The following is a 23,468-nucleotide window of genomic DNA, read 5'->3' as shown; positions in this document are numbered from 1 at the left end:
TCTGGCTGTCCGGTAGGTCGGGTGGTGTCGCGAAAGCCACTTTCGCGACGTCTGGTGTCCCGAAAGTGGCTTTCGCGACACCGTCGATCGGGAGCGTGGCCGCGAAACGGCAACGACCAAACCCCTGCTGATCCGCGCCGGGCCCCGTACGTTGGACCCATGGCGAGGGAGCGGCAGGTGGCGGGCGGGGGACGGGCGGTCGAGGTCGCGCCGGAACGCCTCGAAGGCTGGTACGCCCGCTTCGCCGTCCGCAACGAAGGCGTGCGCTCGACAGAACTGAAGCCGGACACCGTCACGGTCGTCGCGGACAACGGCGTCGTCGCCGTCGCGACCGTCCCTTTCGGACCGCTGAACACCGGAGGGACCGTGCCGGGTCTCGCCGTCGGCCCGCTCGTCGAGCACGCGCTGATCTCGCGGAGGGTCGCGCTCCTGCTGGTGCGCCGCGGCGGGCACAGCGTCGGGATCGCGCGCGGGGGAGTGGTCGTCCAGTCCAGGACGGACCGCCATCTCGTCCAGGGCCGGTCCGCGGCGGGCGGCTGGTCTCAGCAACGGTTCGCGCGGCGCAGGGAAGGGCAAGCGCGCTCAGCGCTTCGTTCCGCCGCGGACGACGCGTTCGAAGTGCTCGTCCCGCAACTGTCCGAAGTGGACGCTGTCGTGCTCGGCGGTGACCGCCGCGCCCTGGACTCCGTGCGTGAGGACAAGCGTCTCGCGCCGTTGTTCCAGCGTGCCGAATCCCGCGTTCTCGACATCGCCGAACCGCGCCGCACGGTGCTCGAAGACGCGGCGGAGCGGGCGGTCGCGGTCGAAATCACCCTGTCCGGGCCGTGACGTCGGGCACGGTCGGATAAAACCGTTCGACACCGGCCCGTACACTGATCGCGTGGACATCCTCTTGGAGTGAGCTCCTCGTCTGCCCGACGGCAGACGAGTCGAAGCTGTCCGCTCATCCACCCTTTTACCGGGAGTTCCCGTGATCACGGCCTCTGGCCTGCAGCTGCGCGCAGGTTCGCGCATTCTGCTCGACGACACCAACGTCCGCATCCAGCAGGGCGACCGCATCGGCCTGGTCGGCCGCAACGGCGCCGGCAAGACCACCTCGCTCAAGGTGCTGGCGGGGGAGGGCGAGCCGTACGCGGGCGAGGTCCGCCGCAGCGGCGAGCTCGGCTACCTGCCGCAGGACCCGCGCGAGGGCGATCTGTCCGTCACCGCGAAGGACCGTGTGCTCTCCGCGCGCGGCCTCGACACCTTGCTGCGCAACATGGAAAAAGCGCAGACCGCGATGTCGGAGCTGGCCGACGAGAAGGAACGCGACAAGGCGGTCAACCGCTACAGCCGCCTCGAAGAGCGCTTCGCCTCCCTCGGGGGTTACGCCGCCGAGAGCGAGGCCGCGCGGATCTGTTCCAACCTCGGCCTGGCCGACAGGGTGCTCGAACAGACACTGCAGACGCTTTCGGGTGGTCAGCGCCGCCGTGTCGAGCTGGCCCGGATCCTGTTCGCCGCCGCCGAGGCGGGCGCGGGCGGCAAATCCGAGACGATCCTGCTGCTCGACGAGCCCACCAACCACCTCGACGCCGACTCCATCAACTGGCTTCGCGGTTTCCTGAAGCAGCACGACGGCGGTCTCGTGGTCATCAGCCACGACGTCGAACTGCTCGCGGACGTCGTCAACAAGGTGTGGTTCCTCGACGCGACCCGCGGCGAGCTCGACCTCTACAACATGGGCTGGCAGCGCTACCTCGACGCGCGCGCCACCGACGAGAAGCGGCGCCGCCGCGAGCGCGCGAACGCCGAGAAGAAGGCGTCCGCGCTGCAGCAACAGGCCGCGAAACTGGGTGCCAAGGCGACGAAGGCCGTGGCCGCCAAGAACATGGCCCGCCGCGCCGAGCAGATGCTCTCCGCGCTCGACGAGACCCGGCAGGCCGACAAGGTCGCCCGGATCAAGTTCCCCGAGCCCGCCCCGTGCGGCCGGACACCGCTCACCGCGGAGGGACTCTCGAAGTCCTACGGTTCGCTCGAGATCTTCACCGGAGTGGACCTCGCCATCGACCGCGGGTCGAAGGTCGTCGTGCTCGGATTGAACGGTGCCGGAAAGACGACATTGCTCCGGCTGCTCGGCGGAATGGAAACTCCGGATACCGGCGAGACCATTCCGGGTCACGGATTGCGTCTGGGCTATTACGCACAGGAACATGAAACTCTCGACCACGACGCGTCCGTGTGGGAAAATATCCGTCACCTCGCGCCGGACACCGGAGCGCAGGAGTTGCGGAACCTTCTCGGTTCGTTCCTGTTCACCGGCGAGCAGCTCGATCAGCCCGCAGGCACACTCTCCGGAGGCGAGAAGACACGCCTCGCGCTCGCCGGCCTGGTGTCCAGCGCTGCCAACGTTTTGCTGCTCGACGAGCCGACGAACAACCTGGACCCGGCCAGCCGCGCCCAGGTCCTGGACGCCTTGCGCAGCTTCGCCGGAGCCGTCGTCCTGGTGACGCACGACCCGGGCGCGGTCGAGGCGCTGGAGCCGGAACGCGTGATCCTCCTGCCGGACGGAACCGAGGACCATTGGTCGGCGGATTATCTGGAACTTGTCCAGCTTGCGTGAGGTCTGCGTCCGTTCGGGTGCTTGATCGATGCCATCCGGCCACTGAAATGGCCCAATGTGATCGCGGTTTCAGCAGTTTTGCGCTCGTCGTCTGGCATTCCGGCGCTCAGTGTTCGATCATTGCGGCGACAGGGGCCGTTATGTGGCCCAGAACACTCTCGGCGGGAAGGCGATCGACGTGGCTGATCTCAAGAAAGGCGCGCGGATCACCGGCAACACGCGTGACAAGCTGGCCGCTGACCTGAAGAAGAAGTACGAGAAGGGCTCGAGCATCCGCGCTCTCGCGGAGTCCACGGGTCGCTCGTACGGGTTCGTGCACCGGGTCCTCTCGGAGTCCGGCGTCCAGCTGCGCGGCCGTGGCGGTGCCACCAGGGTCAAGAAGAAGTAGTCACGAGGAAGTAGCGGACTGCTGCGCGGGGGGCGCAGTTCCCTTTCCGGGGACCGCTGTTTCACGGGTTTCCGCGGCCAGGAAGGCCAGCCTGGCACCGAGCAGGACCAGCGGATACACCAGGTAGCCGTACCTCGTCGCCGGAGTGAGCATGATCAGCGCGACGAGCCCGACGGCCATGCGCAGGAGCGCGTCCGAGCCGGTGGCGGGAGGGCGGCGAAGCAGCCAGACGAGGATCGCGACGGCCGCGATCCCGAGCAGGGCGAAGGAAACCGCCGTGCCCACCGGGCCGAGCGAGGCGATGAGGTGGCCGGGCAACGGGCTCGCCGCCGGTGACTTGATCACGCCGATTCCCAGCGGGAAGCGGAAGACGTGCTCGACGAACGCCTTGGGGTCGACCAGGTAGACGGGGACGTGCAGGACGAGGGTCGTCACCACGAGTGCCGCGGCGAATCCGCCCAGTGCGCGAGGGCCACGTCGTGTGATCAACAGGACACCGAGCACCACTATCGCGGGCGCGACAATGAGTTTCGCGCTGACCACCAACGCCAGCACCAGACCCGACAGGACCGCGCGGCCGGTCGTGGCCAGTGCGAAGGACAGCACGAGCAGGCCGGCGATGGCCAGATCCGGGCCGGCGACCGCCCAGGTCAGCGCCGTCAGCGGGCAGGCGAGCGCGAGCTGCGCCGCGCTGACCGGGATCTTCGGCCACTTCAGCAGCCGCAGCGTCAGCAGGACGCACGCGACGGCCGCCAGCGCGAACATCCAGCGCGCGTCGGTGAGGGCGTTCGCGACCGGCCCGCCACCGAACAGGGCGCGCGGCAGGCCGAACACCGTCATCACCGGACCGTATGGCGTGTAATCGTTTACTTCCACCGCGCGACCGAGCGTGGTTACGTCGACGTACGGGGTTCCGTTCTCCAGAAGGAGTTTCGCCGACCGCTCGATCACCCAGACCTCGGGCTGGGCGGCCCACGAGTTCGGCGTGACGAGCCAGTCCACTCCGGTCAGACGGCGAATGACGAGCATTCCCAACGGAAGGATCATCGCGAACAGGCCGATGGCGCCGATGCCGAGCCACCGCGAACCGAGCGCCCCCGACAGTGGCTTGCCGCGCCGGGCGGCGATCGCCAGCCAGCCGGTGTGGACCACGGCGAGGCCGTAACCCGCTACAGCGAAGTTCGCCCACACGCGATAGCCGTAGAACTCCGCGACGGCCGTGTTCACGACGGCGAAGACCAGGCAGCCCGTGTAGAAGACCAGGTCTGTGGTCAGTCGTCGCCGGTCGGGGTCCATGGTCACCGGCTCAGGCTACCGATGTGGCCGTGTCCGCCGGAAAGAGGACGCGGTAACCGGGAAGCATCCGGTGTGTTCCGGTGTTGGTCATGCGTATATCCGGGAAAACCCTCGACTAATATCGAGGTTCTGGGGGCAAAGAGAGGGTTCTCATGGACAACACCTGGTCGCTGATGAACTCGGCGATGAAGTCGGCCGACGTTCCGAAGGGACTGCACAAGGGGACACTCCGCCGCGTCGCGCGGTTCGCCAGGCCGCATTGGCGGAGGCTGCTGATATTCCTGGCGCTCACCGTCATCTCCGCGGTGCTGGCGGTCAGCACGCCGGTACTGGCCGGAAAGGTGGTCGACGCGATCGTCGGCGGGCACGACGTCTCGCTGGTGGTGTGGCTGGCCGTGGTGATCGCCGTGCTGGCGCTGATCGACGCCGGGCTCGGGCTGGCCGAACGGGCCCAGTCGTCGAGGATCGGCGAGGGGATCATCCTCGACCTGCGGCTCGCGGTGTACCGGCACGTGCAGCGGATGCCGGTCGCGTTCTTCACGCGCACCCGCACCGGCGCGCTGGTGAGCAGGCTCAACAACGACGTCATCGGCGCACAGCGCACGTTCACCGCGACCCTGTCCGGGTTGGTCACCAACGTGATCCAGCTCGTGCTGTCGCTGGTGGTCATGGTGACGCTGTCCTGGCAGGTGACCCTGCTGGCGCTGGTGCTGCTGCCGGTGTTCATCCTGCCGACGCGGCGGCTCGGACGGCGGATGGCCGCGCTGCAGCGGGAGGCGGGCCAGCTCAACGCGTCGATGACCACGCAGATGACCGAACGGTTCTCCGCGCCGGGCGCGACGCTGGTGAAGCTGTTCGGCGACCCCGGGCGCGAGGCGGGCGACTTCGGCTCGCGGGCCGGGCGGGTGCGCGACATCGGCGTGCGCACGGCGATGCTGACGCGCTGGTTCCTGACCAGCCTCACCACGGTTTCCGCGCTCGCGCAGGCCCTGGTCTACGGCCTTGGCGGCTACCTCGCGCTGACCGGGGCGCTCGCGCCGGGCACCGTCGTGGCGCTGGCGTTGCTGCTGACCAGGCTGTACTCGCCGCTGACCGCGCTGGCGAACGTCCGGGTGGACGTGATGACCGCGCTGGTGTCGTTCGAGCGGGTCTTCGAGGTGCTCGACCTCAAGCCGATGATCGAAGAGAAGCCTTCCCCGCGCGGCCTGCCCGAAGGCCCGGTTTCGGTGGAGTTCTCCGACGTCCGGTTCGGCTACCCCGCGGCGGACCGGTACTCGCTCGCGTCGCTGGAGGACGTGTCCACTTTGGATCACCGGGGTGGCGAAGAGGTGCTGCACGGCATCAGCTTCCGCGCCGAGCCAGGGCAGATGGTGGCGTTGGTCGGTTCGTCCGGTGCGGGCAAGTCGACGATCGCCTCACTGCTGCCGCGGCTCTACGACGTCGACGCCGGATCGGTCAAACTGTCCGATGTGGACGTCCGGGACCTCGGTTTCGCCACGCTGCGGCAAACCGTCGGCGTGGTGACTCAGGACGGGCACCTCTTCCACGACACGATCCGATCGAACCTCGAATACGCGCGGCCCGGCGTCACCGACGCGGAGATCTGGTCGGCTTTGGAGAAGGCGCGGCTGGCCGAGCTGATCCGGGAGCTGCCGGACGGGCTGGAGACCGTGGTGGGGGAGCGGGGTTACCGGCTCTCCGGCGGGGAACGGCAGCGGCTGACCATCGCGCGGCTCCTGCTGGCGCAGCCGAAGGTGGTCGTCCTCGACGAGGCGACCGCGCATCTGGACTCGCAGTCCGAGGCTGCCGTGGGCGAGGCGCTGACCGACGCGCTCGACGGGCGGACCGCGCTGGTGATCGCGCACCGGTTGTCGACGGTGCGGGCGGCGGACCAGATCCTGGTGATCGAACACGGGGAGATCGTCGAGCGGGGGACGCACGAAGAGCTTCTCGCGCGGGAAGGGCGCTATGCGGCGCTGTACCTGACGCAGTTCTCGGAGGAGCCTGCGGCCGCGTGACCCTCGGGAGCGCAATGAAGGACGCTTTCATAGCGAAATTCGCTATGAAAGCGTCCTTCATAGCGCGCGCCAGGGGGAGGGGTCAGGCGAGGGTGGGGGAAGCGAAGGTCGCGTTCACCAGCGCCATCTTCCGCGGATCGTCCCGCATCAGCGGACCCATCCGGTTCATCGTGTAGCCGAAGGCGATCCCGCTTTCGGGATCCGCGCCGCCGGACGAGCCGCCGAACCCGTCGTGCCCGAACGCGCGCGGGTTCGGCCCGAAGCCGCGTTCCTCGCTGCCGAGGTAGAACCCCAGCGCCCATTCGTTGCCCAGCCCGCCGACGACGTCAGGCTCGCGGCCCTGTCCTTCGCGGGCGGTCGCGAGTGCTCCGGCCGAGAGCAACCGCCCGGAGGCGAGCGCGCCGTAGATGGTCGCGATGGCCCTGGCGGTGCCGTGACCGTTCAGGGCGGGCAGGATCGCGCGCCGCCATTCGGGATCGTTGGCGTCGCGGCCTTGCACGCGCGGGTTCGCCAGCGCCGCGAGGGCGACCGGGCCGGCGTTGGCGAACGCCTGGGTCAGCGCGGTCGTCATCTCCTCGCTGAGCACGGGCTCGACGAGGGTGGAGCAGCGCGCCAGATCGTCGTCGGAATCCAGGCCGATCCGGAAGTCCGCGTCCAGCGGGCCGGCGATGTGCCCGGCGAAGTACGTGCGGACGTCCTGCCCGCTCACCCGGCGGATCACCTCGCCGACGAGGAACCCGAACGACAGCGCGTGGTAGCCGCTGGCGGCGCCCGGTTCGAAGAGCGGCGCCTGCGCGGCGAGCAGTCCGGTGATGTGGTCCCAGTCGTACAGCTCCTTCACCGCCACCGGCCGTTCGAGGCCGATCCCGGTCACGCCGGAGCGGTGCGAGAGCAGCCAGCGCACCGGGATGTCCTGCTTGCCCGCCGCCGCGAACTCGGGCCAGTACTTCGCGACCGGGGCGTCGAGGTCGAGCAGCCCGGCGTCGGCGAGGTGGTGCGCGCAGAGCGCGGTCATGCCCTTGGTGGTCGACCAGACGTTGGTGAGCGTGTCCGCCCGCCACGGGATCGTCAGGTCTGGATCTGCCCAGCCGGCCCAGAGATCGACCACGGTCTCGCCGTGCCGCGTCACCGAGAACGCGGCGCCGATCTCGCCGCGTTCGGCGAAGTTCTCTTCGAAGGCGGCGCGGACGGGTTCGAAGCCCGCCGCGCACTCGCCGTGGATCTCGGTCATGGCACGGACCTCCTGCGGACACCGACCGGTCGGTATGTGACCGTAGAAGGCCCGCGCGGACGAGTCAAGGAACTCGTCCGCGCGGTGGAGGGGCTAGCGGAGAGCGGGAACCCGCTCGCCGTACTTGGCCAGCAGCGCGGCGTTGGCCTCGTCGCCACCGTCCACGTTGGAACTGCGCCACAGCGGGATGTCGACACCCTGCGCCGCACCGAGGTCGACGACCTCGGCGAGCACCAGGTTCCACAGGAACGCGTTGATCACCGTCGACAGCGGCGCGGTCCGCGGCGCCGCCGACGGGTAGCTCGCGTCCCCGGGGCGGACGTGGGAGTCGAGCACGATGCTCGCCTCTTCGATCAGCGTCGTGGCCGCGCGTTTGGGCGCCGCGGCCACGCACGCGGCCGAACTCACCGCGATGACCGACGCGCCGCGCTTCCGGGCACCGGCGGCCAGTTCGACCGGGTACGGGTTGACCCCCGAGGTCGAGAACACCACCAGCACGTCGTCCGGGCCCGGCGCGCGCTCGGCCAGCACCTCTTCGGCCAGCCCGGAGCGGCGCTCGGTCTTGGTGCTGTGCTGCGCGCCGTGCAGCGGCAGCAGTTCGGGGTGGTAGACCGGGTACACGCAGGCGAGCCCGCCCGCCCGGTAGAAGGTCTCGGCGACCGCGGCCAGTGAATGCCCTGCCCCGGCGGTGAACACCAGGGCGTCCGCCCGGACGACCCCCAGGATCAGCTCGGCCGATTTCCGGATCTGCTCCGCGTTACCCCGTTCGGCCTCAGCGAGCCGTTCGGCGACGTCTGCACAACGTTCGGTGGTGCTCACCACATCCGCCCTTCCGTCTGGAGATCAGCGACGAATGTATCGCGTGGACCAATGGCCGAAGTGGAATACATCGGGTCATGATCGAGGTTGACCCGATCACTGCGGCCGGGGTTTCGGAGACTGGAGGGTCCAGGGTGAGCGAGGCTGATCCCGCGGTGCGGACTTGGCGAGCACGCGGCCGGGTGAAAGGCGTGGTGCTGGTCCTGCACGGCGGCGCGGAGCACAGTCATGCCGGCGTGGCGCCGTGGCGGCTGGCGTACCAGCGGATGGTGCCGCTGGCGAGGGACGTCCATCGGGCGGGCCGGGCGCACGGGGCCGAGGTGCGGCTCCTGCGCAACCGGATCTACGGCTGGAACGACCACGGCACCGACGCGCTCGCCGACGCGCGCTGGGCTCTGGAACGCATCCGCGAAGACCATCCGGGTGTTCCGGTGATCCTCGTCGGCCACTCGATGGGCGGGCGGGTCGCCCTGCGTGTCGCCGACGATCCGGCCGTCATCGGCGTCTGCGCGCTCGCGCCGTGGACACCACCGGGTGAACCCATCGGCGCCCTCGGCGGCCGCGCCGTGCTCATCGCGCACGGGACCAAGGACCGGATGACCGATCCGGTGGCATCACACGCTTTCGCGGAACGCGCCGAAAAGGTGACCTCGCGGTCCGCGCGGTTTGAAATAGGCGGCGAAGGGCACGCGATGCTACGAAGGTCTCGCGTCTGGAACCGTCTCGTACGGGCTTTCACACTCGAGCTGATCGAAGCCGGGGGAAGTGACGAAACGCTGAGCGGCGCCTGGGGGCGGCCGAGCTCGGAACGGCTGCGGATCCCGGTCTAGACCGGGCGGGAGGGAGTACTCATGTCCACGTCGAGCGTCGATCGGACGGCCGGTCCGTCCGGCCTGCCCACCCCCGACGAAAGCCGGTGGCCGGGACTGGCCACCCCGCCGCATTCCCCGTTCCGGGCGCGGATCGCCGAGCAGTTGTTCCGGCACGCGGTGCGCCCGCTGAACGTCCGCGTGCGCATGCCCGACGGCTCGCAGCTCGGGTCGGGCGGGCCGGACGCGCCCGAGATGCGGCTCAACCGTCCCGCCGCCTTCTTCCACCGCCTCGGCGTGGACGCGAAGATCGGCTTCGGCGAGGCCTACATGGTCGGAGACTGGACGAGCGACGCGCTCGCCGAGGTGCTGACCCCGTTCGCGGAGCGGATGGCGACGCTCATCCCGCCGCTGCTGCAACGGTTCCGCCGGTTCGTCGACCGCGGTCACCCCGCGGACGAGGAGAACACCGTCGAGGGCGCGCGGGCGAACATCCATCGCCACTACGACCTGTCCAACGAACTGTTCGGCACGTTCCTGGACCCGTCGATGATGTATTCGTCGGCGTTGTTCGGCCCGGACGACGACCTCACCGCCGCCCAGCACCGCAAGATCGACAGCGTCCTCGACTACGCCGGGGTCCGCGAAGGCAGCACCGTGCTCGAAATCGGCACCGGCTGGGGCGAACTCTCGATCCGGGCCGCCGCGCGCGGGGCCACCGTCACGTCACTGACCATTTCCGAGGAGCAGGCGAAGCTGGCGACCGAGCGCATCGCGGCGGCGGGTTTCGCCGACCGCGTCGATGTCCGGCTGTGCGACTACCGCGACTCGACCGGCGAGTACGACGCCGTGGTCAGCGTCGAGATGATCGAGGCCGTCGGCGAGTCCTACTGGCCCACGTTCTTCGAGACCATCGGGAAACGGCTGAAACCGGGCGGCAGATTCGGGCTCCAGGCCATCACCATGGACCACGAACGCATGCTCGCCGCGGCCCGGTCCTACACCTGGATGCACAAGTACATCTTCCCCGGTGGGCTCATCCCGTCCACGACGTCGGTCGAGCAGGGCATGCTGGCGTACACCAGGCTGAAACTGGAGGGGCTGCGCGAGTTCGGCCAGGACTACGCCCGCACGTTGCGGCTGTGGCGGGAGAAGTTCACCCAGCGGTGGGACGAAATCACCGAACTGGGCTTCGACGACGTCTTCAAGCGGATGTGGGAGTTCTACCTGGCGTACTCCGAAGCGGGGTTCCGTTCGGGGTATCTCAAGGTCCACCAGTTCGGATTCGCCGAAAACGGACAGTGAGCTCCACCCAACCGATGCGGGGTGCCGGACGTCCTTCACCTAGGGTCTGCGGTTGACTGGGCCCTACACGCGAGATCGGGACGGGTGATTCGGCATGACGTATGGAGGCGACGACCGAGGGCGACGGATGCCGCCGCCGCAACGGCCGCCGTCCGGCCGCCCCCGGCGGCATCAGCCCGCGCAGATGATGCCGCTGCCGGGCCGGGGGAGCAGCCCGTACGACGAGCGGACGCGGCCCATGGGGCACGGCGGTCAGGAACAGCCCGCCGGCCCGCCACCGCGCCGCCCCGGCCCGCCGCAGCCCCCGCCCGGCCGCCCCGCCGACGGCGCGCGGCCACCGCGGCGACGTAAGCGCTGGGGCTTCGGCAAGGTGCTGCTCACCCTGCTGACCGTGTTCGTGGTGTTCCTCGCCGGCGTGTGGGTGTACCTGGAGTTCTCCATCAACCGCGTCGACGCGCTGGCCGAATACTCCGGCCGCCCCGTCGCGGCCGAGGGCACCAACTGGCTGATCGTGGGCTCCGACAGCCGCGACGGGCTGACCCCCGAAGAGCAGGAGAAACTGGTCACCGGGGACTCCAAGGCCGCCGGTGGCGGCAAGCGGACCGACACCATCATGATCGCGCACGTCCCGTCCAACAGCACCAAGCCGACCCTGCTGAGCCTCCCGCGCGACTCGCAGGTGACCATCCCGGGGCACGGCAAGAACAAGATCAACGCCGCGTTCTCGATCGGCGGCCCGGCGCTGCTCGCGCAGACCGTCGAAGGCGCCACCGGCCTGCGCATGGACCACTACGCCGAGATCGGCTTCGGCGGGTTCGCCAAGATCGTCGACGCGATCGGCGGGGTCCACATGTGCGTCGAGAAGCCGATGGAGGACACGCTCACCAAGATCAAGATCCCCGCGGGCTGCCAGGACCTCCAGGGGCCGCAGGCGCTCGGGTTCGTCCGCATGCGGCACAGCGAGGCCACCCCGCGTTCGGACCTCGACCGCGTCGCCAACCAGCGGAAGTTCATCGGCGCGCTGGTCAGCGAGATCGGCAGCCCCGGCACCCTGCTGAACCCGTTCTCGCTGTTCCCGCTGCTGTCGACGGGACCCGACGCGCTGACGATGGACACCGGCGACCACGTGCACAACCTGGTGGGGCTGGCGCTGGCGATGCGCGGGATCTCCTCGGGCGGCGTCGTCACCACGACGGTGCCGGTGACCAGCGGGTCGGCGGAGAACTGGGACAAGACGAAGTCGAAGCTGCTCTTCGACGCGTTGAAGAACGACACCGAGATCCCGGACAGCGCGATTTTGACCTGACCGCAGGCCTCGTGAGTGGTAAGGACGGTTCTAACCGTCCTTACCACTCACGAGGAGCCTGATGGAAACGCCCGCGGAGACCCTCGCCGACGAAGTAGTCACGCTGCGCCGCTGGAAGCCGGAGCAGCTCGAAACCCTCGCCGCCGTCGCGGGGGATTCGGACGCGCATCTCGGCGCGTGGATGCTCTGGGCCACCTACGGTTACGGCCGCCGCGAAGCCGCGGACTTCCTGGAGAACACCGCGAAGAACTGGACCGAGGGCAAGACCTACGACTTCGCGATCCTCGTCGAGGACGAACTCGTGGGCGGTACGGGCATGATCATCCACCCGGACCGGATCGAGATCGGTTACTGGCTCGGCCGCCATCACACCGGCCGCGGCTACGTGACCAGGGCCGCGCGGCTCCTGACCGCCGAGGCCTTCCGGCTCGGCGCGCCGGAGGTCGAGATCCGGCACGACGAGAAGAACCGCGCGAGCGGTGCCGTGCCCGCGCGGCTGGGGTTCACGATGATCGGCGACGAGGCCACCGAACCGCCGCTCGCCCCCGCCTGCGCGGGTGTCACCAGGATCTGGCGGCTCAAGCGTCCTTAGTCTTGCGCTCGCGCAGGGCCGCGAGTGCCTTGTCCGCGTGCACGGTGAACTTCAGCTCGCTCTTGATCACTTCGAGCACCTTGCGGTCGGTGTCGATGACGAAGGTGTGCCGTTTGGCGTGCAGCGGACTGAATTTGCGCCATACGCCGAACTGCTTCGCCACCACACCGTCCACATCGGACAGCAGGGGATAGTCGAAACCGTGTTTGGCCGAGAATTCCTGCTGTTTGGCGACGGCGTCCGGGCTGATGCCGACGCGGTGCGCGCCCACTTCGGCGAATTCGGCGGCGAGATCACGGAAGTGGCAGCTTTCCGCGGTGCAGCCGCTGGTCATCGCGGCGGGGTAGAAGAACAGCACGACCGGGCCGGACGAGAGGAAGTCCGACAGCGTGCGCTCCTCGCCCTTGTCGTCGGGCAGGGTGAAGTCCGGGGCGATGTCACCTTGGTCCATGGAGCGATCCTGTCACGTCAGTGGGCGTGCCGTTCGATGAGCTCGTCGACCTCGTCCCCGGTCGCGGAATCCGCCACGAACGAACCACGCGCCGCGAGAACGCCGTACCGCCGCAGCCGTTCGGCCTGTTCGTGACTGTGGACGCCTTCCGCGCCGATGCGCAGTTTCAGCTCCTTGGCCCTGGCGACCAGCTGACACAGATGGCGGACGTCGGCCTCGTCCTCGCCGTCGGCCAGCGCGTCGACGACCGCGCCGGACAGGATCACGTGGCGGACCGGCAGCCCGTGCCGGGGGATCAGCTCCAGATCGTCCGAACCGGAGATGGTCAGCACCAGCTGGGCACCCAGATCGGCCAGTACGGCGAAGGAATCGAGCACCTCGCCGCCCCCGTCGAGGATGGATTCGCGGTCCGTGCACAGGCGCAGTGCCTGGGCGGGCAGGTTGTGCCGGTCGAGCTGTTCCTTGACCAGCAGCACCAGATCGGGCTCGATGGCCAGCCGGTTCGGCAGCCGCACGCAGACGTCGGGGGCGGCCTCGCCGAACCTGTTCCGCCACCTCGCGGTGGCGGCGAGCGATTCGGCCAGCAGCCACCGGCCGAGCGGGATGGTCATCCCGGTGATCTGCGCGAGCGGGTAGAACTCGTCCGAGTCGAGGTCGCCCTTCTCCGGATGGCTCCAGCGCAGCCCGGCGTTGACGGCGGCCAGCTGGTCGGGATTCGCGAGCTTCACGGTCGGCTGGTAGATCAGCGAGAACTCGCCGTTCTCCAGCGCGCCCGCGATGACCGCGCCGAGCTGGTAGCGGCCCCGGTCACGCGCGTCGAGTTCCGGATCGAACAGCATCCACTGCGCCTTGCCCGCCTCCTTGGCGCGGTGCAGCGCGATCTCCGCGGCGCGCAGCAGGTCTTCTGGCCCGCCGTCGGTGACCGGGCGGACGACGATGCCCGCGCTCGCGCTGACGCCGATCCCGTGCCCGCCGAGGTAGATCGGCTCGACCAGTTCCTCCAAGGCCTGCTCGACCAGCGAGATCACCTCGGGCGGGGTGAAGTCGCCGCGCAGCAGGACGGCGAACCCGTCGCCGGACAGCCGGGCGACGGAACCGTTGTGCCTGCCGGTGAAGACGGCCGTGAGCTTGTTCGCGACCCCGCGCAGCACCTGATCACCCACGCCGGCCCCGAGACCGTCGTTGATCACCTTGAAGCCGTCGACGTCGAGATAGACGAGCGCGACCTGCTCGTTGCCGGACCCGGCCAGCGCGGCTTCGAGGGCGTTGCCGAACGCGGTGGCGTTGGGCAGGCCGGTCAGCGCGTCGTGCACGTTCTGGTGCCGCAGTTGTTCCTGCAGCAGGTGGATTTCGTTGGCGTCGGAGACCATCAGCACCGGATAGGCCGAGCCGGGCCGGTCGCCGGGCAGATCGGTCAGGGTCACGTCGACCCAGAGCGCGCCTTCCTCGCTGTGGTCCAGCAGCAGGCGTTCCTCCTGCGTCGGCTGGCCGTGCGTCATGAGCTGGGCGAGCGCGTTCCGCAGGCGGGCGACGTCGTGGTCGGCGGAGCCGAGATCGGGGATCTCCCGGCCGCGCAGCGAAGCCGGACGGCAGCCGAGGAGACGGCCGAGCGCGGCGTTCGCCTCCACGATGGCGCCGTTGGCGTCGGCGAGGGCGATCCCGACGGGAGAGGCGGAATAGAGCTTGGAGAAGCGCAGCACGGCGGGCTGATGGTCGGGCTCGGCCAGGACGGCGTCCTTGGCGACACCGAGCAGCAGCTGTTCGAGTTGCTCCTTGGGAAGCGATACTCCTTTAGTGTCAGCGAGCGTCTCGGCCCATCTCCGGGCGACGTCCACCAACCCTGGCGCGGAACCAGGTTCGGGCACACTTCACCTCTTCATGCGCGGTTGATGGCCAGCTCAGACCGGGTGTCCGAGCCCATGGGCCCACACTAGGTATGAGCCGGCCGGGTGTAGTGCCACGGCATCATGCGCGATCCGGGGTGTCTACCGGCTGAAAGGGTGATCGCCGCTACACGAGTGGTGACCGGAAGTTACCAAGAGTACTCGATAGTGGTTGTCCGATTGGTCCGGCTTCAGCGGGCCGTCAGGCGGATCGGCAGGCCGTCCGCGGGTACGGGCAGCGAGACGTAGTCCCAGCGTGCGGTGTAGTTCTCCGGTACCGACCACCGATACGCCCGCAGCATCTCGTGCAGCAGCGCCTTCACCTCGAACGTCCCGAAATGCAGGCCGATGCACTTGTGCGCGCCGCCGCCGAACGGCATCCACGCGTAGCGATGCGACTTGTCCTCCCGGCGTGCCTCGCCGAAGCGGTCCGGGTCGAACCGCATCGGGTCGGTCCAGTGGTCCGGCGAGAAGTGGTTGACGGTGGGCGAAACCCCGACGAGTGTCCCTTCGGGAATGAAATGCCCGAGAACCTCGGTGTCCTTCACGGTCTTCCTTGCCAGGGAAGGAACCGGGGCCACCAGCCGCAGGGATTCCTTGATCACCAGGTCGAGCGTGGTCAGGGTCTCCAGCGCCTCGATGTCCGGCACGTCGTCGCCGAGCGCGAGGGACTCCCGGCGCGCGCGTTCCTGCCATTCGGGGTTCTTGGCAAGGTGGTAGACGGCGGCGGCGCTGGTGATGGTCGACGTGTCGTGCGCGGCCATCATCAGGAAGATCATGTGGTTGACGACGTCGGAGTCGGTGAAGCGGTCACCGTCTTCGGTGGTGGCGTGGCACAACGCGGTGAAGAGGTCTTCGCCGTCGCCCGCCCGTTTCGCGGGCAGGTTCGCCGAGAAATAGCGTTCGAGGACCTTGCGGCCGTGCAGCCCCGCCGCCCAGCGGCCGCCGGGGACGGGGAACCGCACGATGGCCGTGCCCGCGCGCACGGAGTTCACGAACGCGCGGTTGATCGTGGCCGCGTCGTCGCCGGACCGCATGCCCATGAACACGCGCGTCGCGACGTCGAGCGTGAGTTGCTTGAGGGACCAGTAGATCCGCGGGTTCGGCCGGTCCGTCCACGCGGCGACGCCCTCGCGCAGAGCCGGTCCCATCTGGTCGACGTACCCGGTGAGCCGTTGCCGGGTGAACGCCGCCTGCATGATCCGGCGGTGCAGATGGTGCTCGCCGAAGTCGAGCAGCATCAGGCCGCGGTCGAAGAACTGCTCGATGAAGAACTTCCAGCCCTCCTGCGAGAAGGCCTTGTCCTTGTTCACCAGCGCGATCTGCGTGGCCTCCGGGCCCGAGAGCGCGACGATGCGGCGGCCGAACGCGCCCATCCAGGAGACCGGGCCGTAGGTCTCGTGGCGTTTCAGGCCGAACTCGATGCCGAAACGCATGAAGTCCAGCGCGTGCCCGATGACCGGCGGGCCTTCGTCGCCCAGGACGGGTTTGAGGCCCGGCGGGGCGGGTGCGAGTTCGCGGACCGGCCACGTCGCGCCGAGCCAGCGCTGGTCGACCGAACGCGGCAGGGGGATCGAGGTGAGCGGCGGGACCCGCTCGCGCAGCGCCCCGGTGACCTTTTCGACGGCGTTCGCCATGGTGACCATCTCCCCGCTGAGACCGGTTGCCGTTCCACCATCGCACCCTTATTGACGCCTTGACAATACCTCGAAGGAAGTCCGTGAAGGCCTCCTTGAGGGACCCAGAGTCCCTCAAGGAGGCCTTCACGGAACGTCAGGCCAGCTCGGAGCGGACCGTGCGGGCGGCCGCGACGAGGTTCCGCAGAGCGGGCTCGACCTCGGCGTATCCGCGCGTCTTCAGGCCGCAGTCCGGGTTGACCCAGATCCGCTCGGCGGGCACGGCGCCGACGGCGGTCCGCAGCAGCCCGCTGACCTCGTCGACGCCGGGGACACGCGGCGAGTGGATGTCGTAGACGCCCGGCCCGACACCACGGCCGAAGCCCGCCGCGCCGAGGTCCGTGACGACCTCCATCTTCGACCGCGCGGCCTCGATGCTGGTGACGTCGGCGTCGAGCGCGTCGATCGCCTTGACCACGTCGCCGAATTCCGAGTAGCACATATGCGTGTGGATCTGGGTCGCGTCGTCGATCCCGGAAGTCGCGAGCCGGAACGACGAAATAGCCCACGCGAAGTACGCCTCATGCGTCGCCGTGCGCAGGGGGAGCAGTTCCCGCAGCGCCGGCTCATCCACCTGGATGACGCGGATGCCCGCTTCCTGCAGATCGTGCACCTCGTCGCGGATGGCCAGCGCCACCTGGCGGGCGGTCTCGCCCAGCGGCTGGTCGTCGCGGACGAACGACCACGCCAGGATCGTCACCGGCCCGGTCAGCATCCCCTTGACGGGTTTGCCGGTCAGGCTCTGCGCGTAACGCGCCCACTCGACGGTCATCGGCTCCGGACGCGAGACGTCGCCGTACAGGATCGGTGGCCGGACACACCGCGAACCGTAGGACTGCACCCAGCCGAAGTCGGTGGCCGCGAACCCGGCCAGCCGCTCGGCGAAGTACTGCACCATGTCGTTGCGCTCGGGCTCGCCGTGCACCAGCACGTCCAGGCCGAGGTCCTCCTGCAGCCGGACGACGCGCTCGATCTCCGCCTTCATCGCGGCCTCGTAGCCCGCGTCGTCCAGCGAACCCGCCTTGTGCGCGGCGCGCGCCTTGCGGACGTCGGTGGTCTGCGGGAACGAGCCGATCGTCGTGGTCGGCAACGGCGGCAGATCCAGCGCGGCCTGCTGAGCCGCCGCGCGCCGGGCGTAGGGGGAGCGGACGGTGTCCTCCGGCCGCAGCGCCTCCAGCCGGGCGCGCACCCCGCTGTCGGCCAGATCGGCCGCCGTCGCGCGATCCGCGGCCGCGGCACGGGCGGGAGCGAGGTCGACACCTTCTTCCTTCAACGCGCGTCCGAGCAGGACGACCTCGTCGACCTTCTGCTTGGCGAAGGCGAGCCAGCCTTTGAGACGCGGGTGGAGCCCGTCCTCCCGTTCGACGTCGTAGGGCACGTGCAGCAACGAACAGGACGTCGACACGCTGACCGACTTCGCGACGCCGAGCAGGGTCGCCGCCCGGCTGAGCGCGCGGGTCGGATCCGTGCGCCAGACGTTGCGCCCGTCCACGACACCGGCCAGAACCTCCTTGTCCCGCAAGGCGGGCTCGGCCGCGACGGCGTCCACAAAGGACTGATCGGTGACGAGGTCGACGGCGATGGCGTCGATCGGGGAGCGGGCGAGCACACCCAAGCCGCGACCGAGGCCGCCGAAATACCCGGCGACCAGGATCTTGGGCCGCGCGGTCTCCTTCGCGAGCCGGTGGTAGGCGCGGATGAGCGCGTTGAGCTCCCGCTCGGTGCGGTCCGCGGCGAAGGCGGGTTCGTCGAACTGAACCCACTCGACGCCTTCGTCGTGCAGACGGCGCAGCAGCTCGACGTAGCCGTCGAGGAGGTTGTCGAGCAGGTCCAGCGGGCGGAAACCTTCCGGGGCGGTCTCGGCCGGCTTCGCGAGCAGGAGGAAGGTCACCGGGCCCACCAGCACCGGCCGGGTCTCGACGCCGACCGCGCGGGCCTCGCGGTATTCGTCGAGCGGTTTGGTGCCGGTGAGCGAGAACGTCGTGTCCGGGCCGAGTTCGGGGACGATGTAGTGGTAGTTCGTGTCGAACCACTTCGTCATCTCCATCGCCGGCGCGTCCTGCACGCCGCGGGCGGCGGCGAAGTAGGTGTCGAGCGGCGAGAGACCGAGCGTCGTGAAGCGCTCCGGCAGCGCTCCGAACAGCTCGGTCGTGTCGAGCATCTGGTCGTAATGGGAGAAGGTGTTGGAGGGGACGGAATCCAGCCCCGCGTCCTTGAGTTCCCGCCAGGTCCGGGTGCGCAACGCGCGGCCGGTGCCCAGCAGTTCGGCCTCGTCGATCTTGCCTGCCCAGTAGCGTTCGAGTGAACGCTTGAGTTCGCGGTCCGGTCCGATCCGGGGGTAGCCCAGCACTGTCGTGCCGATTTCGGTCACAGCTCTCTCCTCGCGAGCTTGTCGTGAGAGCCCGGAGCGCGCAGGAGTGACCGCCGTTCGGTCGTGCCCATCCCACGAGGCCCGGACTCACGCACGCCGTCGGCGCGCGTACCACGGGCAGGTCTTCGGACTCGTGGGCGACTCGCTCGGTCCTACCGGCCGTCGCTTCCCGGGGCGCCATGTCCCAGTGCTTTACCGTGTCTCGCACGGTGACGGCTTTCGTTCCCACATACCGCTGCGGGGCAGTCCCGGATTCACACCGGGTTCCCTGTTACCTCGACCGGCCTGGGAGGCCGGGCGAACCAGTAGCACTCCGGAGCGTACCGAGGCGCGCTAGTGGCCCGCTGGACATGTGACGAACCGGACGCCACGCGTGATCAGACGGCGAACTCACGTGATCAGACGGCGAACTCGCGTGATCGGGGGCGTAACTCGCGAGTTCGCCGTTCAATCACGCGAGTTGCGTGTCTGATCACGCGAGTTCGCGATTCGAGCACGCGAGTTGCGTGTGCGGGGGTCAGTCCCAGTCGAGGGCGCCGCCCGACTGGTACTCGATGACGCGGGTCTCGAAGAAGTTCTTCTCCTTCTTGAGGTCCATCGCCTCCGACATCCACGGGAACGGGTTCTCCGTCTCGCCGAAGATCGGCGCGAGACCGATCTGCTGCGCGCGCCGGTCGGTGATGAAGTGCATGTACTGCTCGATCAGCTCGGCCGAGAGCCCGAGCATGCCGCGCGGCATGGTGTCGCGGGCGTAGGCGACCTCGAGCTCGCACGCCTCGGTCAGCATCGTCCGGATCTCCGCCTGGAACTCCTCGGTCCACAGGTGCGGGTTCTCGATCTTGATCTGGTTGATGCAGTCGATGCCGAAGTTCAGGTGGATCGACTCGTCGCGCAGGATGTACTGGTACTGCTCGGCGATGCCGACCATCTTGTTCCGGCGGCCGAGCGAGAGGATCTGCGCGAAGCCGGTGTAGAACCACATGCCCTCGAAGATCACGTAGAACGCGACGAGGTCACGCAGGAAGTTCTGGTCGGCTTCCGGGGTGCCGGTCTCGAAGTCCGGGTTCTCCAGGTTCTGCGTGTACTTCAGCGCCCACGCGTCCTTCTCCGAGATGGAGGGGACCTCGCGGTACATGTTGAACAGCTCGCCCTCGACCAGGCCGAGGCTCTCGCAGATGTACTGGAAGGTGTGCGTGTGCACGGCCTCCTCGAACGCCTGGCGCAGCAGGTACTGGCGGCATTCGGGGTTGGTGATCTGCCGGTACACCGCGAGCACGATGTTGTTGGCCACCAGCGATTCCGCGGTGGCGAAGAAGCCGAGGTTGCGCTTGAGCATGGTGCGCTCGTCCTCGGTGAGGCCGTCGGGCGACTTCCACAGCGCGATGTCGGCCTGCATGGCGACCTCGGTCGGCATCCAGTGGTTGTTGCAGCCGGCGAGGTACTTCTCCCACGCCCAGGTGTACTTCATCGGCAGCAGCTGGTTGACGTCGGCGCGGGCGTTGATCATCCGCTTGTCGTCGACGTTGATCCGGGCGGCGCCGACTTCGATCTCACCGAGGCCGGTGGCGTCGGTGGCGGGGTCAAAGGTGGTCATAAAGAGCTCCAAGAGGGCGTCGTGAGTGGTAAGGACGGTGAGAACCGCCCTTACCACTCACGAGGATGTATTACTGGCAGGCTTCGCAGTCGGGGTCGTCGATCCGGCAGGCGGCGCCGTCGGTGGCGACGAAGTCGACGTCCGAGACCTGCGGCATCTCCTTCGGCTCCGGCTTGGCGGCCGGGGCCGGGGCGGTCACCGGGACGGCCGGGACCGCGGCGGAAGCCGACGGGGCGGGCGAAGCGGCGGGAGCCGGGGCCGGGGCGGCGGGCTTAGGCGTGGCAGGGGCCGGGGTGGCCGAGACCGCGTTCAGCTTGCCGTCGGTGCCGCGCAGGGTGCTCTTCTCCACGTGCGTCGCGGACCGCGCCCGCAGGTAGTACGTGGTCTTGAGGCCCTTGTGCCAGGCGTAGCGGTACAGCTCGTCGAGCTTGCGTCCGCTGGGCGCCGCGATGTACAGGTTCAGCGACTGCGCCTGGTCGATCCACTTCTGACGACGCGAACCGGCGTCCACCAGCCACTTCGACTCGATCTCGAACGCGGTGGCGTACAGCGCCTTCAGGTCGTCCGGCACGCGGTCGATCTGGCCGAGGCTGCCGTCGAAGTACTTCAGGTCCGAGACCATGACCTCGTCCCACAGCCCGCGCTCCTTGAGCGAGCGGACCAGGTGCGGGTTCACCACGGTGAAGTCGCCGGACATGTTCGACTTGACGAACAGGTTCTGGAACAGCGGCTCGATCGACTGCCCGACCCCGCAGATGTTGGAGATCGTCGCGGTCGGCGCGATCGCCATCACGTTGGAGTTGCGCATGCCGACGGTCTTGACCCGCTCGCGCAGCGGCGCCCAGTCCAAAGTGGACGAGATGTCGACGTCGAGCGCGTCGCCCTGCCGCGCGTCGATCAGCAGCTGCATCGAGTCGATCGGCAGGATTCCCTTGCTCCACAAGGAACCCTCGAACGTCTGGTACTGGCCGCGCTCCTCGGCGAGGTCGGTCGACGCCGAGATCGCGTAGTAGCTGATGTGCTCCATGCTGGTGTCCGCGAACTGCACGGCCTCGTCCGAGGACAGCGGCACACCGATCTCGAACAGCGCGTCCTGGAAGCCCATCAGGCCCAGCCCGATCGGGCGGTGGCGCAGGTTGGAGCGGCGCGCCTCCGGGATCGTGTAGAAGTTGATGTCGATCACGTTGTCGAGCATGCGGACCGCGGTGCGCACGGTCTTCTCGAGGCGCTGGGTGTCCAGGCCCTCGGGGGTGACGTGCTTGAGCAGGTTCACCGAGCCGAGGTTGCAGACCGCGACCTCGTCGGTGGTGGTGTTCAGCGTGATCTCGGTGCACAGGTTGGACGAGTGCACGACACCCACGTGCTGCTGCGGCGAACGCAGGTTGCACGGGTCCTTGAAGGTGATCCACGGGTGGCCGGTCTCGAACAGCATGGTCAGCATGCGGCGCCACAGGTCGACCGCGCGGACCTTGCGGAACACCTTCAGCTCACCGCGCTCGGCGGCGGCCTCGTACTCGCGGTAGCGCTCGGCGAACGCGTTGCCGTAGAGGTCGTGCAGGTCCGGGGTCTCGTTCGGCGAGAACAGCGTCCACTGCGCGTCGGCCTCGACGCGGCGCAGGAACTCGTCCGGCACCCAGTTCGCGGTGTTCATGTCGTGCGTGCGGCGACGGTCGTCACCGGTGTTCTTGCGCAGGTCGAGGAATTCCTCGATGTCCACGTGCCAGGTCTCGAGGTACGCGCAGGCCGCGCCCTTGCGCTTGCCGCCCTGGTTCACCGCGACCGCGGTGTCGTTAGCGATCTTGAGGAACGGCACGACACCCTGCGACTGGCCGTTGGTGCCCTTGATGTGCGCGCCGAGGCCGCGGACCGGGGTCCAGTCGTTGCCGAGACCGCCCGAGTACTTCGCCAGCAGCGCGTTGTTCTTGTACGCCTGGAAGATCGAGTCCAGGTCGTCGTCGACCGTGGTCAGGAAGCAGGACGACAGCTGCGGGCGCGTGGTGCCCGAGTTGAACAGCGTCGGGGTGGACGCCATGAAGTGGAACGTCGAGAGCAGCTCGTAGAACTCGATGGCGCGGGCTTCCCGGTCGTCCTCGCGGATCGCCAGGCCCATCGCGACGCGCATGAAGAACGCCTGCGGCAGCTCGAAGCGGACGCCGTCGTGGTGCTGGAAGTACCGGTCGTACAGGGTCTGCAGGCCGAGGAAGCCGAAGTCGAGGTCGCGCTCGGCGCGGATGGCCGCGGTGATCTTGTCCAGGTCGAAGGTCTGGAGCTCGGGGTTGACCAGCTCCAGCTCGATGGCGCGCTTGAGGTAGTCCCGGAAGTACTGCGGGTACCGGGCGGTCATCTCGTCCTGGCTGGCCTGCTGCGGCACGCCCGCGAGGTAGCTGAGCGCCTCGCCGCGGAGCTTGTCCGCCAGCAGCCGGGCACTGACGTAGGAGTAGTTCGGCTCCTGCTCGACGAGCACACGCGCGGCCATGATCTGGGCGAGGGCGAGTTCGTCGGCGCTGATGCCGTCGTAGAGGTTGCGCTTGGCCTCGGCCAGGACCGGCTCGGCCGAGACGTCCTCGAGGCCGGCGACGGCCTCGCCGACCACGTGCGAGACGCGGGCCCAGTCGAGCGGGCGGAGCGAGCCGTCGGCCGTCTTGACGCTGATGGCGACGTCGGACGAAGCGGGCTTCTCGGCCTCGCGGGCCTTCGCGCGCTCATCGCGGTACAGGACGTACGCGCGGGCGACCTTGTGGTGCTCGCCGCGCATCAGCGCGAGCTCGACGATGTCCTGGATCTGCTCGATGTGCAGCGCGGTCTCGGGACCGGCGTGGCGGAGCAGGGTGGTCTCGATCTGCTCGGTCAATTCCTTGACCAGGTGGTGGATCCGCGACGAGGCGGCCGCGTCACCGCCCTCGACGGCGAGGAAGGCCTTGGTCACGGCGACCGAGATCTTGTTCGCGTCGAAGGGGGACACGCTGCCGTCCCGCCGGATGACTCGCACGGTCGCGGGCGTGGTGTCCGAGGACGAGGGCGGCCGCTGACCGGTATCGACTGACATGCATGACTCCACTGTGTCTCTTGAAAAAGGCGCGTTGAAGCACCACAAGGCCTCACAAGGCCGTGCGCTGCACGTTCACAAAGC

Annotated in this window: 17 protein-coding genes and 1 riboswitch; of the genes, 8 read left to right on the top strand and 9 right to left on the bottom strand. The window is 68.7% G+C overall.

All coding sequences use genetic code 11. From position 1 onward, the window contains the following. Positions 1–159: 159 nt before the first annotated feature. The 3 genes from DMH01_RS08510 to DMH01_RS08500 all read left to right on the top strand — a co-directional run bounded on the left by DMH01_RS08510 (position 160) and on the right by DMH01_RS08500 (position 2,987). Complete coding sequence (locus DMH01_RS08510; RefSeq protein ID WP_199745409.1) at positions 160–828, top strand: acVLRF1 family peptidyl-tRNA hydrolase; 669 nt, start codon at positions 160–162, stop codon at positions 826–828. A gap of 142 nt (positions 829–970) precedes the next feature. Beyond that, positions 971–2,599: an ABC-F family ATP-binding cassette domain-containing protein gene (locus DMH01_RS08505; protein ID WP_034311834.1), complete on the top strand. Its 1,629-nt coding sequence runs from the start codon at positions 971–973 to the stop codon at positions 2,597–2,599. Between the two features lie 178 nt (positions 2,600–2,777). Continuing rightward, the gene (locus tag DMH01_RS08500) at positions 2,778–2,987 is read left to right on the top strand and encodes a helix-turn-helix domain-containing protein (protein ID WP_003071237.1); all 210 of its coding nucleotides are present in this window, start codon (positions 2,778–2,780) and stop codon (positions 2,985–2,987) included. Here the strand turns inward: DMH01_RS08500 and DMH01_RS08495 are convergent, their stop codons facing one another. Then, entirely contained in the window at positions 2,988–4,289 is a 1,302-nt protein-coding gene (locus tag DMH01_RS08495) for a glycosyltransferase family 87 protein (protein ID WP_125674889.1), read from the bottom strand. A gap of 146 nt (positions 4,290–4,435) precedes the next feature. On the opposite strand from DMH01_RS08495, the gene DMH01_RS08490 reads away from it, so the two are divergent. After that, positions 4,436–6,301: an ABC transporter ATP-binding protein gene (locus DMH01_RS08490; RefSeq protein ID WP_125674887.1), complete on the top strand. Its 1,866-nt coding sequence runs from the start codon at positions 4,436–4,438 to the stop codon at positions 6,299–6,301. Between the two features lie 82 nt (positions 6,302–6,383). On the opposite strand, the gene DMH01_RS08485 is transcribed toward DMH01_RS08490, so the two are convergent. Together DMH01_RS08485 and DMH01_RS08480 are read right to left on the bottom strand one after the other, a co-directional pair. After that, a complete protein-coding gene (locus tag DMH01_RS08485) occupies positions 6,384–7,532 on the bottom strand; it encodes a serine hydrolase domain-containing protein (RefSeq protein ID WP_125674885.1) in 1,149 nt (382 codons plus the stop codon). Between the two features lie 93 nt (positions 7,533–7,625). Beyond that, positions 7,626–8,354: an SIS domain-containing protein gene (locus DMH01_RS08480; protein WP_125674883.1), complete on the bottom strand. Its 729-nt coding sequence runs from the start codon at positions 8,352–8,354 to the stop codon at positions 7,626–7,628. 131 nt (positions 8,355–8,485) lie between these two features. Here DMH01_RS08480 and DMH01_RS08475 point away from each other — a divergent pair, with 131 nt between their 5' ends. The 4 genes from DMH01_RS08475 to DMH01_RS08460 all read left to right on the top strand — a co-directional run bounded on the left by DMH01_RS08475 (position 8,486) and on the right by DMH01_RS08460 (position 12,363). Next, the gene (locus DMH01_RS08475) at positions 8,486–9,181 is read left to right on the top strand and encodes an alpha/beta hydrolase (RefSeq protein ID WP_125674881.1); all 696 of its coding nucleotides are present in this window, start codon (positions 8,486–8,488) and stop codon (positions 9,179–9,181) included. Between the two features lie 21 nt (positions 9,182–9,202). Next, positions 9,203–10,465, top strand: a complete 1,263-nt coding sequence (locus tag DMH01_RS08470) for a cyclopropane-fatty-acyl-phospholipid synthase family protein (protein WP_125674879.1) — start codon at positions 9,203–9,205, stop codon at positions 10,463–10,465. A gap of 94 nt (positions 10,466–10,559) precedes the next feature. Further along, positions 10,560–11,771 (top strand): LCP family protein, encoded by a 1,212-nt coding sequence (locus DMH01_RS08465; protein ID WP_125674877.1) that lies wholly within the window; start codon positions 10,560–10,562, stop codon positions 11,769–11,771. Between the two features lie 61 nt (positions 11,772–11,832). Further along, positions 11,833–12,363: a GNAT family N-acetyltransferase gene (locus tag DMH01_RS08460; RefSeq protein ID WP_125674875.1), complete on the top strand. Its 531-nt coding sequence runs from the start codon at positions 11,833–11,835 to the stop codon at positions 12,361–12,363. Here DMH01_RS08460 and DMH01_RS08455 read toward each other — a convergent pair. From DMH01_RS08455 to DMH01_RS08430, 6 genes are all read right to left on the bottom strand, one after another. Continuing rightward, positions 12,350–12,814 (bottom strand): peroxiredoxin, encoded by a 465-nt coding sequence (locus tag DMH01_RS08455; protein WP_034311845.1) that lies wholly within the window; start codon positions 12,812–12,814, stop codon positions 12,350–12,352. The genes DMH01_RS08460 and DMH01_RS08455 overlap by 14 nt on opposite strands. A gap of 17 nt (positions 12,815–12,831) precedes the next feature. Then, positions 12,832–14,679 carry a bifunctional diguanylate cyclase/phosphodiesterase gene (locus DMH01_RS08450; RefSeq protein WP_233621453.1) on the bottom strand — a complete coding sequence of 616 codons (1,848 nt, stop codon included), beginning with the start codon at positions 14,677–14,679 and terminating at the stop codon, positions 12,832–12,834. A gap of 209 nt (positions 14,680–14,888) precedes the next feature. Further along, positions 14,889–16,334 carry a cytochrome P450 gene (locus DMH01_RS08445; RefSeq protein ID WP_199745408.1) on the bottom strand — a complete coding sequence of 482 codons (1,446 nt, stop codon included), beginning with the start codon at positions 16,332–16,334 and terminating at the stop codon, positions 14,889–14,891. Positions 16,335–16,470: 136 nt separating this feature from the next. After that, positions 16,471–18,744 carry a 5-methyltetrahydropteroyltriglutamate--homocysteine S-methyltransferase gene (gene metE / locus DMH01_RS08440; RefSeq protein WP_125674872.1) on the bottom strand — a complete coding sequence of 758 codons (2,274 nt, stop codon included), beginning with the start codon at positions 18,742–18,744 and terminating at the stop codon, positions 16,471–16,473. 98 nt (positions 18,745–18,842) lie between these two features. Continuing rightward, positions 18,843–19,066, bottom strand: a riboswitch (cobalamin riboswitch). Positions 19,067–19,261: 195 nt separating this feature from the next. Continuing rightward, entirely contained in the window at positions 19,262–20,338 is a 1,077-nt protein-coding gene (locus tag DMH01_RS08435; protein WP_125674870.1) for a ribonucleotide-diphosphate reductase subunit beta, read from the bottom strand. 70 nt (positions 20,339–20,408) lie between these two features. Then, positions 20,409–23,384, bottom strand: a complete 2,976-nt coding sequence (locus DMH01_RS08430; protein WP_125674868.1) for a ribonucleoside-diphosphate reductase subunit alpha — start codon at positions 23,382–23,384, stop codon at positions 20,409–20,411. Positions 23,385–23,468 lie beyond the last annotated feature (84 nt).

It is taken from the genome of Amycolatopsis sp. WAC 04182 (assembly GCF_003947465.1).
GTDB lineage: Bacteria > Actinomycetota > Actinomycetes > Mycobacteriales > Pseudonocardiaceae > Amycolatopsis.
This window is presented reverse-complemented; position numbering and strand designations above follow the sequence as displayed.